This window comes from Gemmatimonadota bacterium (assembly GCA_016720805.1).
In the GTDB taxonomy this organism is placed as follows: Bacteria; Gemmatimonadota; Gemmatimonadetes; order Gemmatimonadales; family GWC2-71-9; genus Palsa-1233.
In genome coordinates, this window is the sequence record JADKJZ010000003.1 from 32,296 (window position 1) to 47,424 (window position 15,129).

At 68.8% G+C, this 15,129-nt stretch carries 15 protein-coding genes and 1 riboswitch; of the genes, 6 read left to right on the forward strand and 9 right to left on the reverse strand.

Annotated elements, in window-relative coordinates; genetic code table 11:
* Nucleotides 1-31 precede the first annotated feature (31 nt).
* From IPP98_04835 to IPP98_04870, 8 genes are all read right to left on the reverse strand, one after another.
* Nucleotides 32-1,042: a nitronate monooxygenase gene (locus IPP98_04835; protein ID MBL0178438.1), complete on the reverse strand. Its 1,011-nt coding sequence runs from the start codon at nt 1,040-1,042 to the stop codon at nt 32-34.
* The gene (locus IPP98_04840; protein ID MBL0178439.1) at nt 1,042-1,515 is read right to left on the reverse strand and encodes a DUF4442 domain-containing protein; all 474 of its coding nucleotides are present in this window, start codon (nt 1,513-1,515) and stop codon (nt 1,042-1,044) included. The genes IPP98_04835 and IPP98_04840 overlap by 1 nt, the downstream gene beginning before the upstream one ends.
* Complete coding sequence (locus tag IPP98_04845; GenBank protein ID MBL0178440.1) at nt 1,515-2,105, reverse strand: hypothetical protein; 591 nt, start codon at nt 2,103-2,105, stop codon at nt 1,515-1,517. The genes IPP98_04840 and IPP98_04845 overlap by 1 nt, the downstream gene beginning before the upstream one ends.
* Before the next feature lie 36 nt (nt 2,106-2,141).
* Nucleotides 2,142-3,539: a nitronate monooxygenase gene (locus IPP98_04850; GenBank protein MBL0178441.1), complete on the reverse strand. Its 1,398-nt coding sequence runs from the start codon at nt 3,537-3,539 to the stop codon at nt 2,142-2,144.
* Nucleotides 3,540-3,592: 53 nt separating this feature from the next.
* Nucleotides 3,593-5,017, reverse strand: coding sequence for a DEAD/DEAH box helicase (locus IPP98_04855; protein ID MBL0178442.1), 1,425 nt, complete (start codon nt 5,015-5,017; stop codon nt 3,593-3,595).
* Between the two features lie 62 nt (nt 5,018-5,079).
* Nucleotides 5,080-5,853 (reverse strand): DUF1080 domain-containing protein, encoded by a 774-nt coding sequence (locus IPP98_04860; protein ID MBL0178443.1) that lies wholly within the window; start codon nt 5,851-5,853, stop codon nt 5,080-5,082.
* Nucleotides 5,854-6,073: 220 nt separating this feature from the next.
* Entirely contained in the window at nt 6,074-6,214 is a 141-nt protein-coding gene (locus IPP98_04865; protein MBL0178444.1) for a hypothetical protein, read from the reverse strand.
* 150 nt (nt 6,215-6,364) lie between these two features.
* Nucleotides 6,365-6,559, reverse strand: a complete 195-nt coding sequence (locus tag IPP98_04870) for a hypothetical protein (protein ID MBL0178445.1) — start codon at nt 6,557-6,559, stop codon at nt 6,365-6,367.
* Between the two features lie 149 nt (nt 6,560-6,708).
* Here IPP98_04870 and IPP98_04875 point away from each other — a divergent pair, with 149 nt between their 5' ends.
* Genes IPP98_04875 through IPP98_04885 form a run of 3 tightly spaced genes read left to right on the forward strand, consistent with a single transcriptional unit; the run spans nt 6,709 to nt 10,440 of the window.
* A complete protein-coding gene (locus IPP98_04875; GenBank protein MBL0178446.1) occupies nt 6,709-7,665 on the forward strand; it encodes an amidohydrolase family protein in 957 nt (318 codons plus the stop codon).
* Between the two features lies 1 nt (nt 7,666).
* A complete protein-coding gene (locus IPP98_04880; protein ID MBL0178447.1) occupies nt 7,667-9,106 on the forward strand; it encodes an amidohydrolase in 1,440 nt (479 codons plus the stop codon).
* Nucleotides 9,106-10,440: an amidohydrolase family protein gene (locus IPP98_04885; protein ID MBL0178448.1), complete on the forward strand. Its 1,335-nt coding sequence runs from the start codon at nt 9,106-9,108 to the stop codon at nt 10,438-10,440. The genes IPP98_04880 and IPP98_04885 overlap by 1 nt, the downstream gene beginning before the upstream one ends.
* Before the next feature lie 103 nt (nt 10,441-10,543).
* On the opposite strand, the gene thiC is transcribed toward IPP98_04885, so the two are convergent.
* Nucleotides 10,544-12,214 (reverse strand): phosphomethylpyrimidine synthase ThiC, encoded by a 1,671-nt coding sequence (gene thiC / locus IPP98_04890; protein ID MBL0178449.1) that lies wholly within the window; start codon nt 12,212-12,214, stop codon nt 10,544-10,546.
* Nucleotides 12,215-12,223: 9 nt separating this feature from the next.
* Nucleotides 12,224-12,328: riboswitch (TPP riboswitch) on the reverse strand.
* 190 nt (nt 12,329-12,518) lie between these two features.
* On the opposite strand from thiC, the gene IPP98_04895 reads away from it, so the two are divergent.
* The 3 genes from IPP98_04895 (at nt 12,519) to IPP98_04905 (ending at nt 15,104) form a co-directional block, all read left to right on the forward strand.
* A complete protein-coding gene (locus IPP98_04895) occupies nt 12,519-13,034 on the forward strand; it encodes a hypothetical protein (GenBank protein ID MBL0178450.1) in 516 nt (171 codons plus the stop codon).
* Nucleotides 13,035-13,221: 187 nt separating this feature from the next.
* Entirely contained in the window at nt 13,222-14,331 is a 1,110-nt protein-coding gene (locus tag IPP98_04900) for a TPM domain-containing protein (protein MBL0178451.1), read from the forward strand.
* Nucleotides 14,331-15,104 carry a lipo-like protein gene (locus tag IPP98_04905; GenBank protein MBL0178452.1) on the forward strand — a complete coding sequence of 258 codons (774 nt, stop codon included), beginning with the start codon at nt 14,331-14,333 and terminating at the stop codon, nt 15,102-15,104. Before IPP98_04900 ends, IPP98_04905 begins: the two co-directional genes overlap by 1 nt.
* The last annotated feature ends 25 nt before the right edge of the window (nt 15,105-15,129 follow it).

Sequence of the window (15,129 nt, forward strand, 5' to 3'; positions counted from 1 at the left end):
TGAGCAGAACCAATGGGCCTGGCGGTAAAGATCATTGCGGAATGGGATTTGGGGAAGAGTCTCCCCCGGTCTGAGGGCCGAGGGCGGCGGCAAAGCGACGGACCACCCCCCCGGCGGGTTCGATCGCCGTGATCCGGGCGACCGACCGACCCGCCTGCCAGTACTCGACCTTGCCGTGGGCATCGAGCGAGCTGCGCTTGAGCTGCCACAGCGAGCGGAGGGCATAGATCGTCCGCATCCAGTGGCGGGTGCGCCGGCCCCGGAGCATCCACCGCGCGATGGGACCCGCCCGGAGGCCCATTCGTTCCACGAGAGGCGTCCGGATGATCGCCACCGGAACCCCGGTGATTCGTTCCGAGAGAACGATATCATCTTCGCCGGCCTTGAGGATCGCTGCCTTGTAGGCATCACTGGTCCGGCATTCCGTGGTGGCGATGAAGCGGGTGCCACACTGCACGGCGGCATATCCCAGGTCGAGCATCGCCCGGAATTCATCGGCCTCGCCCACACCGCCGGCCGCCACCACCGGCACCCCGAACGGGGTCAGTTCGCGAAGGAGGGTGACGGCGTCGCGCCCACCCGCGTGTCCGCCGGCGCGTCGGTTGACGGCAATCAGCCCATGCACGCCTCCCGCGAGGGCCTTCTCGGCCCACTTCGGTTCGGTGACATCGTGATAGACGACCCCGCCGACGGCGGCGACTCGTTCGACCACCCAGCGCGGATTCCCCAGCGACGTGATGAAGAAGCGGATCCCTTCCTCGAGGGCGATCTCGATCCACTTCTCCATCTGCACCCGATAGCGCGCAGATGACTGCTCGATCAGGGCGTTCATGCCGATCGGCTTCGACGTGAGCGAGCGGATGAGTCGCAGCCCCTCGCGGAATTCATGGCCATGCACGTAGGTCAGCGCGATCGGCTGGACCACGCCGAGCCCGCCGGCGTCGGACACCGCCGCCACCAGCTCCGGATTCGAGCAGGGATACATCGGGCCGCAGATGAGCGGGACCTCGACGCCGGCAGCACGCGTGAACGGCGTCTCCATCAGAGGGCCTCGAGTCGCCAGGTGACCGTCGCCACGGCGACCTCGTCGCCGGCGGCATCCCGGATGGTCGCGGTGATCTCGGTGTCGATCGGCTCGGCGCCCACCGTCGGCGGCATCGCCACGCTCTCGGCGACCAGTCGCCCGCGCGCTTTCTTGCCGTAGCTGATGCGCAGCCCGATCACGATGCCACGAACATTTGACGGGACGGCGGTGAGCATCGCGAGTCCGCTGGTCACTTCGGCCAGATTGACCAGGGCGATCGCGTGAATTGAGCGCAGGTGATTGCGGACGGCGCGTCGGTCACGCAGGGACACCGTCACGTGACCGGGTACGAGCGACTCGACCCGCGCGCCGATCGACCCGGTGTAGGGCACCATCCAGCCGAGGAGGCGCGAGAAGAGCCAGCGGCCCCCCGGCACCGCGTGCAGCCGAGCCCAGGCGGCCAGGAGGCGGGGTGCGGGGGAGACCGCCATCAGCGGCGCCGGCGGCGGCGACTGCCGCTTCGGATCATCACCTCGGAGCTGTCAATCGGGGGGAGCGCGCTCCGTGGCCTGAAGCGCCGGCGCATCGGCAGCCAGCACCGGACGCTGCGCCGGTAGAATTCGTAGTCGCGGCCGAAGCGCCGCTGCAGTTCGTGCTCGGAGCCGGGGCGAATCAGCAGGTGCCACCCGAGGGCGAGGAGCGCGAGGTAGCTGACCAGCAATGCCGATCCGGTGTACAGGGCGACGCCGATGCCCTGGGCGATGGTGGTGGCCGCAATCGGATTGCGCAGCCACGCGAACGGCCCGGTGACCACGAGCCTGGCGGGCGGCGTGAAGAGCACGGCCATCCCTTCGCCCCGGACGGCGAGCGTGAGGCGACTCCACAGATTGAGGGCCGCGGCGATCGTGAAGACCACGAGCCCGGGAATGACCAGCGGCTCGATGCCGATGTGGCGGAGCTCGGCGGCCTGTTGCCACCGGACAATGGCGCGCGGGATGTAGTACTGCAGCACACCCCAACTGACGGCCCCCTGAAGCAGTGCCGTCACGACGGGCCATGCCACGCGGGCGATGGGACGCATCCGGGCTCGGGGTGCGGGAGAGTCGGGCGCGCGGGCTTACGCCCGCGTCGCCACCGTGTTCGCGAGGAGGTACTCGAGCACATCGACTGCCGAATAGCTGGTGCGGCCCTGCAGGAACTCGGCGATCATGGTGAGGTCGTCCCCGCTGGTGAGCAGCTGGGTCTCCTGGAACCCATCCTCCCGGAACTGGCCGATGTTCACGTTGGCCATCAGGGAATTGCAGAGACAGCGACGGCCGACCGTCTCCGCCACGTCACCGCCCTTCTTCACATAGTCTTCGATCGGCTCGGAGGCACAGCGGAACCCGATCTTGCCGTCCTCGCGCGCGTAGGCGGTGCGCAGGTAGCCCATGTCGCAGATGCGCTTGCGGGGAATGCCGGCGTCCTTGTCGCCGCTCCAGGTCACCACCTTGAACGGATAGCCGGTCGGCGAGGCGAGCGGATCGGTGCGCACGGCCACCTCGCCCCGGATGGCGCTCTCCAGCACGGAGCGCTTGAGCTCGGCGGTGAAGCCGGACTCATTCGAGAAGGCGAAGAGGGTGCCGATCTGGATGCCCGCCGCACCGGCTGCCTTGGCCTTGCAGAGCCGGTCGGGCCACCCTTCGCCGCCCGCCAGCCAGAAGGGGAGACCGAGCTCGCCGATCTGCGACAGGTCGACGACGTCGCGCTCGCCATAGATCGGCTCGCCAGCGTCGTTGAGGATCATGGTGCCGCGTGGCGGCGCATTGTGGCCACCGGCCGTCGGCCCCTCGATGATGAAGCCCTGCACGCCGCCGCCACCCTTGCGGGCAAGCATCGTCGCGAGCGAGTTCGACGCGACGATGGCGAGGAACGCGGGGCGCGTCACCGGAATCGGCGTGGCACCATCCCAGTGGTCGGCGGGGTCGAGCGTGATGTACTCGGTGCGTCCTTCCTCGAGCCCGAGGACATCCATCTTCAACTGTGCCTTCTGGTGCGTCGCGAAGGCGTCGAGGGCCGGCGGAATCTCGCGCGGGATGCCGGCGCCCATCAGGATGTAGTCCACCCCGGCGAGCATGCAGCCATACAAGGCCGCCAGATTGGGGCGCTGGATCTTGGTCAGCAGGTTGGCGCCGACGAGTCCATCGTGCCCTTCCTTGGCGAGCCAGACCTCGACGAAGGCGGCCAGCATCTGGGCCTCCTCGCGCTCGCGGCGGACCACCTGCTTGTACATCGGAAGCAGCGCGTAGGGCTGCCCCGGCTCCCGTCCCTCGGGGAGGAAGTACTTCGTCAAGAACCCATCGGCCGCCCGACGAATCGGGAAGGCGGCCAGGGCCCGGCGCATGTGACCGCCCGGATCGCCGTCCTGCATGCGGCGCACGAGGACGGTGTCGATACCGGTCGCGGAGATCACCCCGAGCTGTCCGGCCATCGAGACAGTCCGGGCGAGGCGCCAATCGGAGACGGCGACGCCCATCCCCCCTTGAATGATCTCGGGCAGCGGGTGCGTGATCATGGCGTGGTCAGCCATCAGGGGCGGCGTCCTTTGGTGGTGCGTCCGCGCGCCGACGAGGCACGCGGGCGATCGCCGCGCGGGGCGGCGGGGGCGGCAGGGGCGGCGCCAGGCTGGGAGGCACGACGCGCGGCCTTTTCCTTGGCGCGCGCACGTTCATCCGACTTGCGGGCGCGGATCGCGGCGATCCGCTCGGCGAGCGGGACCTCGAGCGTGGCCTCGGGCTTGGCGCGATAATCGAAATCGGGGACGGTCACGCGCGGAAGGCGCTTGTTGAGCACCTTCTCGATCTGGCGCAACTCGCTCTCTTCTTCCGGGGCCACGAAGGTGAAGGCATCGCCGGTCGCCTCGGCGCGCGCGGTCCGGCCGATCCGGTGGATGTAATCCTCGGGGACCAGCGGGACGTCGAAGTTCACCACGTGGCCGAGCTCTTCGATGTCGATGCCGCGGGCGACGATGTCGGTCGCGACGAGGACGCGGTACTTCCCCTTCTTGAAGCCGGCGAGGGCCTCGGTCCGCTGGGCCTGCGAGCGGTTGCCGTGGATCCGTTCCGCCGGAATGCCGTGCTTGCTCAGGAAGGCGTGCAGCCGGTTGGCGCGGTGCTTGGTGCGGGTGAAGACCAGGACTTCCTGCATCTCGCCGCGCTGCAACAAGGTGAGCAGCAGCGTCGACTTCAGCTCCTGCGCCACCGGGTAGAGCGCCTGGGTGATGCCGACGGCCGGCTTGGACTGCCGCTCGAGGTTGATCAGCACCGGATCCTTCAGCATCTCGCGGACCAGCGTCATGATCGGCGCCGGCATGGTGGCCGAGAAGAAGAGCGTCTGGCGCTTGGCCGGCACGTGCTTGAGGATCCGCTTGATGTCCGGGAGGAAGCCCATGTCGAGCATCCGGTCGGCCTCGTCGAGGACCAGGTATTCGATGCCCGGCAGCTTGCCGTACTGCGACTTGAAGTGGTCGAGCAACCGGCCCGGGGTTGCGATCATGACGTCAACGCCGCTGCGGAAGGCGTGCTCCTGCGGTCCCATCCCCACGCCGCCGAAGACGGCGGCGCCGGTGATCGGGGTGTGGACGGCGAGATCGTTCAGGTCGGCGAGGATCTGCGCGGCCAGTTCCCGGGTCGGCGTCAGGACCAGCGCCCGGGTGGTCCGGCGCGGCTTGGCAATCAGGTTGTGCAGAATCGGCAACAGAAAGGCCGCAGTCTTGCCGCTGCCGGTCTGGGCGCACGCGAGCACGTCGCGACCCGCCAAGGCGGGCGGGATGGCATCCGCCTGGATGGGGGTCGGTCGGGTGAAGCCGAGTTCCTTGATGCCGCGCAGGAGGTCGGGATGCAGGTCGAGACTGCTGAAAGGCACGCAAATTCCTAGGTCGGGGACGGTGTTTCGCACGGAGCAACCTAACAACCTGTCCCACGGAATGACGACAGACGGCCTCCTGCAACCCATGCTCAGGAGTGATACGCCCCGACCCGGGCGATTGTTCACGCTTCGGCCATTCCCGGGGTGACTTACGGGCCTGGCGTGGTCAGTTCACGGAGCCAGATGTTCCGAAACTGTACAGTGACGCCGTGGTCCTGCAGGGCGATGGGCAGCCGGTCGGGGTGGGCGGTGTAGGGGGTGCGGACGCCGTTGCTGGTAGGCCCCAGCAGGATCGCCTCCTGATGGACCAGGATTCCGTTGTGGAAGACGGTCATCCGGGCGGGGACGGCGAGGAGGCCAGCGGCGTCAAAAATCGGGCGGCGGAAGACGATATCGTAGCTCTGCCACTCCCCGGGGGCCCGGGAGGCATTCACCAGGGGAGGGAATTGGCCGTAGATCGAGGCCGCCTGGCCATCGGCGTAGGTGGTGTTTTCCCACGAATCGAGAATCTGGACCTCGTAGCGCCCCATCAAGAAGACGCCGCTGTTGCCGCGCTCCTGACCGGTCCCCTTGACCTCCTTGGGGGTCCGCCACTCGAGGTGGAGCTGGACGTCGCCGAAGGGCTGCCGGGTCCGGATGGTGCCGGTGCCGGGGACGACCTCCAACGCCTTCCCGACGATCCGCCAGGGGGCCGCGCCGCCGGAAGAGTCCTTGGCGGTCTGCCACGCGGCCAGCGAGCTGCCGTCGAAGAGGACGATGGCATCGGCGGGCGGGGGGACCGGGGCGCCGGCGGGGCCGGGATGGACGATCGGCGGCTTCGGGCGCGTCATCGAGTGCTGGGGCCACTCGACGGGTGCCTGGCCGGCGAGGGGGAGGATCAGCATGGCGGTGAGGGCGGTGGCACGAGCGAGCGAGTTCAGCATGACGGCTCTCCAGGGGAATGCGCCAATCGCGGCGGCGCAGTAAGTTATCGCGCCGGCTCAACGCATGGCGTTCCACCCGTCACGGATCGTCGATCGGTCCCGTGTCGTCCTCCCCTCGGAGAATCAACTCTATGGTCTCGCTGCTCCGCGTCGCGGGGGTGGTGACGTGCGTCGCCACGATCGCATCGCCGCTCTCCGCCCAGCGCACCGCCTCGGCGGCCTACGCCATCACCAACGCCCGCCTGGTCCCGGTCTCGTCGCCGGTGATCGAGCAGGGCACGGTGGTCATCCGTGGCGGTCTGATCGTCGCGGTCGGCGCGACGGTCGCCGTGCCTGCCGATGCCCGCGTGATTGATGGCACCGGGCTCACGATCTACCCCGGCCTGATCGACGGCTTCGGCACGCTCGGCCTCCCCACGGCGACGCCCGCGGCCGCCGGGGCGGGTGGCCCGGGCGGCGGCGGTGGTCGAGGCGGCGGTGGCGCCGCGGCACCGCGGGCACCGAATTCGACTCAGGCCGTGGGGTTGCAGCCGGAACTCGCGGTCGTCAATGAGCTCGGGCCGGACGCGGCCGCGTTCACGGCGCCGCATGCGGCCGGCTTCACCACGGCGTTCACCTCGATCGGCGGCGGCGTCTTCCGCGGCCAGTCGGCGGTGATCAACCTCGACGGCACCGACGTCTCGGCGATGATCGTGAAGAGCGGCATGACGCAGCAGCTGGCGTTCTCGCGCGGCGGCGGCGGGGGCGGCTTTCCCGGGCTCGCTGTTCGGCGTCTTCGCGGCGATCCGGCAGGAGCTGCTCGACGCCCAGCGCTATCGCGACCTGACCGCGGCGTACGCGCGCAGCCCGAAGGGGATGGTGCGGCCGGCGTACGATCCGTCGCTGGCCGCGCTGCAGCCGGTGCTCGCGCGGCAGCAGCCGATGGTGATGCTGGCCAACACGCAGCGCGAAATCGAGCGCGCGCTCGACCTCGCGAAGGAGTTCAACCTGCGCGTGATCATCGCGGGCGGGACCGAGGCGTGGAAGGTGGCGGGACGGCTCAAGGCGGAGAACGTCCCGGTGCTGCTGACGGTCAACTTCCCGCGCCGCACGACGACGCCGGCCGCGGACGCCGACCCCGATCCGCTGCGCGTGCTGCGCGAGCGGGTCGAGGCGCCGAAGGGTCCGGCGGTGCTGCAGGCCGCCGGCGTGACCTACGCGTTCACCTCCGGCGGGGCCTTCCCCGAATTTCTCGCGAATGTCCGCCGCGCCGTCGGCGGTGGGCTGACGACCGAGCAGGCGCTCAAGGCAATGACGACGACGCCGGCGCAGCTCTTCGGCATCGCCGATCGGGTGGGTGCACTCGAGGCGGGGCGGATCGCCAACCTCACCATCACCAAGGGCGATCTCTTCGTCGCGGGCAGCACGGTGCAGCAGCTCTTCATCGATGGCCAGCCGATTGCGATTCCGGCGACGGCCCCGGCGGCGGGCGGCGGCGCCAATGGCGGTGGTCGTGGCGGGCGCCCGGGCACCCTCGATGGCCAGTGGACCGCGCGGATCGCCTTCGACGGCGCCGAGCGTGAGGTCACCTTCACGTTGACGCAGGACGGCGCGTCGCTCGGTGGCATGCTCGAGGGGACCTTCGGGTCGGCCGTGCTCGAGGAAGGCAGCATCGCGGCGGACGGCACCTTCCGCTTCGCCGCTTGGCTGATGCATCACGACGGACTGGAACGGGCGCAGTTCCGCGGCACGCGGCGGGGCGACGCCCTCGTCGGCGAGGTCGCGGTACAGGGCCATGGCACGTCGCGCTTCACCGGCAGCCAGGAGCGCTGAGATGACCACCACTTTCGAGGCACCCATGATGAAGTCCGCCGTGGCGCTGGCGCTGTTGCTGGCCGCGCCCGCGCTGTCGGGTCAGGCGCCGCGCGCCGCGGCCCCCGCGACGCTGATCCGCAACGCCACCGTCCTCACGGTGACGAAGGGGACGCTCGCCGGCACCGACGTGCTGCTCCAGAACGGCAAGATCGCGCAGATCGGGAAGAACCTGACGGCCCCGGCCGGCGCGACGACGATCGACGGCACGGGGAAGTTCCTGATGCCGGGGATCATCGACCCGCACTCGCACATGATGAGCGACGCGACCAACGAGGGCTCGCTCTCGGTGACGTCGATGGTGCGGATCGCCGATGTGCTCAATCCGACGGCGCCGAACATCTATCGCGCGCTCGCCGGCGGCACCACGATGCTCAACATCCTGCACGGCTCGGCGAACACCATCGGCGGGCAGAACGCCGTGGTGAAGCTCAAGTGGGGGCGCACGGCGCAGGAGATGCTGGTGCCGGGCGCGATGCCGGGGATCAAGTTCGCCCTCGGCGAGAACGTGACCCGGAAGAACAGCCAGACGGTGATCGTGCAGGGGCAGCCCGCCGCCCCGCGCCGCTATCCGACGACGCGCATGGGGCAGGAGGTCATCCTCCGCGATGCCTTCACCCGCGCGCGCGACTACCAGGCGGCCTGGGCCGACTATCGGGCGCGACTCGCGAAGAAGGAGGCGGGGTTGATTGCGCCGAGGCGCGACCTCGAGCTCGAGCCGCTGGTCGAGGTGCTCGAAGGGAAGCGGTGGGTGCATGCGCACTCGTATCGCGCCGACGAGATGCTGATGCTGCTCAACCTGGCCGATGACTTCGGCTTCAAGATCAAGACGCTGCAGCACGGCCTCGAGGGCTACAAGATCGCCTCCGAGATCGCCAAGCACGGCGCCGGGCTTTCGACGTTCGCCGACAGCTGGGGCTACAAGATCGAGGCGTACGATGCGATCCCGTACAACGTCGCGATCCTGATGCGCCACGGCGTGCTGACCACGATCAACTCCGATGACGACGGCCGGGCGCGCCGCCTGAACATCGATGCCGCGAAGATGGTGCGCTACGGCGCACTGACCGAGGACGAGGCGCTCCGCATCATCACCTACAACGGCGCGGCGCAGCTCGGCCTCGAGAGCCGCGTCGGCTCGATCGAGGTGGGGAAGGAGGCCGACGTGGTGCTGTGGAATGCGCACCCGCTGAGTGTCTATGCCTCGCCGGATTACACCTTCATCGATGGCGAGCTCTTCTTCTCGAAGGCGATGGACGCCGAGCAGCGCGCGGCGCGCGTCGCCGAGCGCACCGAACTCGAGAAGGCCGAACCCAACCAGGCCCCGAGCGGCCGCGGCGGCGCCGGTGGCCGCGGTGGCGCCGGCGCCCCTCCCGCCCTGCCTTCGAAGGAGAACCGCTGATGCGCGGCCTCATCCGTTCTGCCACGACGAGCGCGGCGATCGCGTTGTTCGCGGCCTCGCCGCTCACGGCCCAGCTTGGCTCCTTCAATCCGCGCCCGGGTCCGCAGGGGACGTTCGCCATTCGCAATGCGCGGATCGTTCCGGTCAGCGGCCCGGAGATCGCCAACGGCACGCTGGTGATCAGTGGCGGGAAGATCACCGCGGTCGGCGCCGACGCGACGATTCCCGCCGGCGCGCAGATCATCGACGGCACCGGCCTCTCGGTCTATCCCGGGATGATGGACGCCGCCAACGAGATCGGCCTCTCGGAGATTCCGCAGGGCGCCAATGCCACGATGGACGCCAGCGAGGTGGGGTCGTTCAACCCGCAGGCGCGCGCGATCAACGGCTTCAATCCGCACAGTGCCATCATCGGCGTGACGCGGGTGGTGGGAATCACCCACATCCTGTCGCGGCCGAGCGGCGGCGTGATCGCCGGGGCGGCGGCGCTGATGAACCTGGCGGGTGACACGCCGCCGACCATGGCAGTGGTGCCGCAGGCCGCGATGGTGCTCACGCTGCCCGGTGGCGGCGGCGGGCGTGGGTTCGGCGGTGGTGGTGGGTTCGGCGGCGGTGGCGGCGGTGCTGGCGCGGCAACCGCGCAGCGCGACTCGCTCAAGCGGTTGCTCGACGACGCGCGCGCCTACGGCAAGGCGATCACGGCGGCCGAGGCCGACAAGGCGCTCCCGCGGCCGACCCACGACCTCGCGCTCGAAGCGCTGCTGCCGGTGGTGAACGGCACGATGCCGGTGCTGATCGCCGGCACCACGGCCGCGAACATCCGCGACATCATCGCCTTCGCCGACTCGCAGAAGATCCGGCCGATCATCCTCGGCGGCCGTGATGCGCTGCAGGTCTCGGCGCTGCTGAAGGAGAAGAACGTCCCGGTGCTGCTCACCGGGGTGCGCGCCCTGCCGAGCCGCGAGGATGATGCGTACGACATCAATTACACGCTGCCGGCCAAACTCGCGGCGGCGGGAGTGCGCTTCGCGATCACCTCCGGCGAAGAGACGCCCGACACGCGCGACCTCCCCTACGTGGCGGGTGTCGCGGCCGCATTCGGTCTCAGCCACGAAGACGCCCTCAAGAGCGTCACCCTGTGGCCCGCCGAGATCTATGGCGTGGGCGACAAGCTGGGATCGCTCGAGGTCGGCAAGATCGCCAACGTCGTGGTGACCACCGGCGACATGCTCGAGGCGCGCACCGAGACGAAGTACCTCTTCATCGACGGCCGCATGGTGCCGCTGGAGACCAAGCACACGCAGCTGTATGAGATGTTCAAGGGGAGGCCGTAACGAGAGGGTGAACGGTGAACGGTGAACGGGTCGCGGTGGTCGGGAGGGAAAGGGTGCCACCCTACTCACTACCGTTCACCGTTCACCGTTCACCGTTCACCGGTTACAGATAAATCTCACTCCCCTTGGCCCGGAACTCCGCCGACTTCTCGGCCATCCCGGCCTTGGCGGCGTCGCGGATGTCCTGCGAGATCCGCATCGAGCAGAACTTCGGTCCGCACATCGAGCAGAAGTGCGCGATCTTGGCGCCTTCGGCGGGCAGCGTCTCGTCGTGATAGGCGAGCGCGGTCTGCGGGTCGAGCGCGAGGTGGAACTGGTCGCGCCAGCGGAATTCGAAGCGCGCCTTGCTGAGGGCATCGTCGCGGCGCTGCGCGCTCGGGTGGCCCTTGGCGAGGTCGGCGGCATGCGCCGCGATCTTGTAGGTGATGACGCCGGTCTTCACGTCGTCGCGGTTCGGGAGGCCGAGGTGTTCCTTCGGCGTCACGTAGCAGAGCATCGCGGTGCCGTACCAGCCGATCATCGCGGCGCCGATGGCACTGGTGATGTGGTCGTAGCCGGGCGCGATATCGGTGGTGAGTGGCCCGAGGGTGTAGAACGGCGCCTCGCCGCACCACTCGAGCTGCTTCTCCATGTTTTCCTTGATGAGGTGCATCGGCACATGGCCGGGGCCCTCGTTCATCACCTGCACGTCGTACTCCCACGCAATCTTGGTCAGCTCGCCCTGCGTCTTGAGCTCGGCGAACTGCGCCTCGTCGTTGGCGTCGGCGATCGAGCCGGGGCGCAGGCCGTCGCCCAGCGAGAACGAGACGTCGTACGCCTGCATGATCTCGCAGATCTCGCGGAAGCGGGTGTAGAGGAACGACTCCTGGTGGTGCGCCAGGCACCACTTCGCGATGATGCTGCCGCCGCGCGAGACGATGCCGGTCATGCGGTTGGCCGTCATCGGGATGTAGCGGAGCAGCACACCGGCGTGCACGGTGAAGTAGTCGACGCCCTGCTCGGCCTGCTCGATCAGCGTGTCGCGGTAGACCTCCCAGGTCAGGTCCTCGGCGATACCGCCGACCTTTTCGAGCGCCTGATAGATCGGGACGGTGCCGATCGGCACCGGCGAGTTGCGGAGGATCCACTGCCGCGTCTCGTGGATGTCCTTGCCGGTGGAGAGATCCATCACCGTGTCGGCGCCCCAGAGCGTCGACCAGCGGAGCTTCTCGACCTCTTCCTCGATCGAGGAGACGACGGCCGAGTTGCCGATGTTGGCGTTGATCTTCACGTGGAAGCCGCGGCCGATGATCATCGGCTCGACTTCGGGGTGATTGATGTTGGCCGGGATGATGGCGCGGCCGCGGGCGATTTCGCTGCGCACGAACTCGGCCGGGAGCCCCTCGCGGAGGGCGACGAACTCCATCTCGGGGGTGATCTCCCCCTTCCGGGCGTAGTGCAGCTGCGTCACCGGAGCGGTGCCACGGACGACGGTGCGACGGAGTCCCTCCGGCATCGCGACGCCGAGGGCCTGATCGCGCTCGGGGCGGAGCTCGACGGCGCGGGCGCGGATCCACGGGTCGCGGATCGGGGGGAGCCCCTGTCGGACATCGACGCCCTGCGGCCCGGAGGTGTCGTAGACCCGGAGCGGCGGATTCGGAGTGCCGTCGGGGGAGTCGGCGAGGGTGATCTCGCGGACCGGGACGCGCACGCCGTCGGGACCGAGGAGGTGGACCTTTTCGGAGCAGGGAAAGGCGTCGGCGAACGACGAGCCGGGGATCAGGGCAGTGGCCATGGGGGTGGACCTCGTGCTGGGTCGCCTTCCTCCGCCGGTATGAGCCGGGTCAGGTTCGAAGGGTACCTCTCAATCCCACGCCGGACGTGGCGCGGGATGCCCCTGGCGACCGGGCAAAGATAAGGGTCGGACCGCCCTCTGGCGCACCGGGGACTCGACCCCAATATTGGAATCGTCGCTTTTTGCGCCGTCGCCCCCTGACGGACTCGACAGGATGCCGATCCCGGCATCCGGCTCGACGTCGACCGACGCCGGGCACCGGGGACAGACCCGTCCCCATTTCCTCCGTTCCACTGGAGGTACCATGCGTCGAAGTGTTTTCTCAGCCGCCTTGCTCCTGACCGGCTTCGCTCTCGCCACCGCGCCGCTTTCTGCCCAGGGTTTCGTCGGGGCCGGCGTGACCACCCCGATGGGTGATTTCGGGGACGGCGCCAAGATGGGCTGGGTCGCGAACGCCGGCTTCCGGCCGTACCAGTCCGCCGACAAGCGGATGTCGATCTGGGCCGAGGGGCTGTTCGGCCAGAACAATTTCAAGAACAATGTCGACGGCAAGACGACGATGATGGGCGGCTTCGGTTCGCTCACCTACAACCTGACCGCCGAGGCGAGTGCCGTCCCCTATGTGATCGGTTCCGTCGGGTACCTCTCGAGCAAGGTGGAAGTGAACGGCGTGAAGTTCGATGCTGAAGGCGCGCTCGCCTTCGGCGGCGGCGTCGGCGTCGGCCTCAAGAAGTTCTACCTCGAGGGCCGCTACCTGACTGCCAGCAAGGATGGCAATACCACGGCGTTCATCATGTGGACGGCGGGGTATACGTTCTAGAGGGTGAACGGTGAACGGTCGCGGGTGACCCGTGACCAGTAACCGGTGAGACGTAAGAGGTGAAACGTGCCCGCGCGCCGGGACCCGTTTCACCTTTCACGTTTCACGTCCCGTCCACCGTTCACCGTTCACCGTTCACCTTCACCCCCCGTTAGCTTTCAGGACCTGCCGCCCCGGAGCTCCTGCCGTGCTGCACCTCGCGTTGGCGCTGTCGCTTGTCCTGCCCCAGCAGTCGACCCAAGGTCTCCGTCAGTTCATTCCGCCGGTCCCGACGCCGGCGTCGTTCATTTCCGATGCGCGCCATGTGCTCACCGACTCGGCGCACGCGGCGCTGGACGCACGGATTCGTGGGCTGCAGGCCGGCGGCTTCGGCGACATCGCCGTGGCGATCCTCCCCGACATCGGCGATTTCAGCCCTAACGACATCGCCGTCGCGATCTACCGTGACTGGAAGGTCGGCAGTGTCGCGCCGATCGGTTCGGCGCGGCGTGACGTCGGGGTGCTGATCCTGATCGTGCCGAAAGAACTGGCGCCGAACAAGAAGGGGCAGTGCTACATCGCGCCCGGGACTGGCGCCGAGGGGATCGTGACGGATGCGGCGAGCGGGACGATCTGTCGCGACGCGATCATTCCGCTGCTGAAGACGCGCGACTATGCCGGTGCCGTCGCGGCAGGCATCGAGGCGATCGCTGCGCGGCTGACCAATGACGAAGGGCTCGCCGACACCAGCGCCGCCGCGCACCTGGTGGAGCCGCCGCCGCCGACCGGCTGGTTCCACTGGTGGTACATCCCCGGCGGCCTCGCCGCGGTGGTGGCCTGGGTCGTGGCCGCGATCGGGATGCGGCGTCGACGCCCGCGAACGTGCCCGCGATGCGGCCGGCGGATGCATCGCCTCGGCGAATCGGACGATGATGCCTTCCTCGTGCCGGGGCAGGTCGTGGAAGAACAGCTCAAGAGCGTGGACTACGATGTCTGGGAATGCGATTGCGGCGAGCACCTCGTGCTGCCGTACAAGGCGCTCTTCACCAGCTACACCACGTGCAAGCAGTGTCAGCGTCGAGCCGCCAAGGCGAAGCGGACGGTGCTGGAGCATGCGACGACAGTGTCGACGGGCCGAGCACGCGACGCCTATCGCTGCAAGGCGTGCGAGGCGACCTGGGAGGTGATGGTCACGCTGCCGATCATCGTCGCGTCGAGTGGCGGCTCGGGCGGTGGTGGCGGTGGCGGTGGGGGCGGGGGATCGTCGTTCGGGGGGTCGGGATCGAGCAGCGGGGCCGGAGGCGGCGGCAGCTACTGATGATCCTCCTCGACGGCATCGGGCACCGACTGGCACGTTACCTCACCAAGCCCCGGCACGATCGCGTGCATGCCACCACGGCGTCGCCCGGCGCGCTTGCGCTGACGATCCGCCCCGGTGATGTGCTGTTGGTCGAGGGGAGCTCGCGCATTGCGGCGGCGATCAAGTACACGACGCAGTCGACGTGGTCGCATGCCGCCCTCTGCGTGGCCGCTCCGGCGCAGGGCGTCACCTCCGTCCAGGAACCGTCGATCCTGCTCGAGGCGGATGTCGTGGATGGCGTGCATCTGGTGCCCTTGGCGAAGTATGCTGCCCTGCACACCCGCATCTGCCGACCGGTCGGGCTGACCGTCGAGGAGATTCGTCGCGTGCTGGACTTTGCGCTCGCCCACGTGGGCCATCGCTACGATGTGAAGCACATCCTCGACCTGGCGCGATACCTCTGGCCGACACCACCCGTGCCGATCCGCTATCGTCGCCGCCTGCTGGCGCTTGGCAGCGGCGATCCGACGCGCGCCATCTGTTCCGCGCTGATCGCCGAGGCGTTCCACGGCGTCGGCTACCCGGTGCTGCCGACCGCGCGCCTGCTGCCGCCCCGCGACCCGGCGGCCGCGGCGGACTACCGCGAGGCGCTCCACATTCGGCATCATTCGCTCTTCACGCCGCGAGACTTCGATGTCTCTCCCTACTTCGAGATCGTCAAACCGACGCTGGCGCAGGGGTTCGATCCGCACCGTCTGCAACTGATCACCGATCCGCCCGGGATGGCGTGAGGGAGCTACTTTTCGGCGTCGTCCC

Excerpts from the sequence above, each read along its gene's own strand:
- IPP98_04835 (MBL0178438.1), bottom strand. The coding sequence starts at position 1,042 with ATGGAGACGCCGTTCACGCGTGCTGCCGGCGTCGAGGTCCCGCTCATC.
- IPP98_04840 (MBL0178439.1), bottom strand. The coding sequence starts at position 1,515 with ATGGCGGTCTCCCCCGCACCCCGCCTCCTGGCCGCCTGGGCTCGGCTG.
- IPP98_04845 (MBL0178440.1), bottom strand. The coding sequence starts at position 2,105 with ATGCGTCCCATCGCCCGCGTGGCATGGCCCGTCGTGACGGCACTGCTT.
- IPP98_04850 (MBL0178441.1), bottom strand. The coding sequence starts at position 3,539 with ATGGGCGTCGCCGTCTCCGATTGGCGCCTCGCCCGGACTGTCTCGATG.
- IPP98_04855 (MBL0178442.1), bottom strand. The coding sequence starts at position 5,017 with ATGGGTTGCAGGAGGCCGTCTGTCGTCATTCCGTGGGACAGGTTGTTA.
- IPP98_04860 (MBL0178443.1), bottom strand. The coding sequence starts at position 5,853 with ATGCTGAACTCGCTCGCTCGTGCCACCGCCCTCACCGCCATGCTGATC.
- IPP98_04870 (MBL0178445.1), bottom strand. The coding sequence starts at position 6,559 with ATGCCGCTCTTCACGATCATCGCCGAGACGTCGGTGCCGTCGAGGTTG.
- IPP98_04875 (MBL0178446.1), top strand. The coding sequence starts at position 6,709 with ATGGTGCGGCCGGCGTACGATCCGTCGCTGGCCGCGCTGCAGCCGGTG.
- IPP98_04880 (MBL0178447.1), top strand. The coding sequence starts at position 7,667 with ATGACCACCACTTTCGAGGCACCCATGATGAAGTCCGCCGTGGCGCTG.
- IPP98_04885 (MBL0178448.1), top strand. The coding sequence starts at position 9,106 with ATGCGCGGCCTCATCCGTTCTGCCACGACGAGCGCGGCGATCGCGTTG.
- thiC (MBL0178449.1), bottom strand. The coding sequence starts at position 12,214 with ATGGCCACTGCCCTGATCCCCGGCTCGTCGTTCGCCGACGCCTTTCCC.
- IPP98_04895 (MBL0178450.1), top strand. The coding sequence starts at position 12,519 with ATGCGTCGAAGTGTTTTCTCAGCCGCCTTGCTCCTGACCGGCTTCGCT.
- IPP98_04905 (MBL0178452.1), top strand. The coding sequence starts at position 14,331 with ATGATCCTCCTCGACGGCATCGGGCACCGACTGGCACGTTACCTCACC.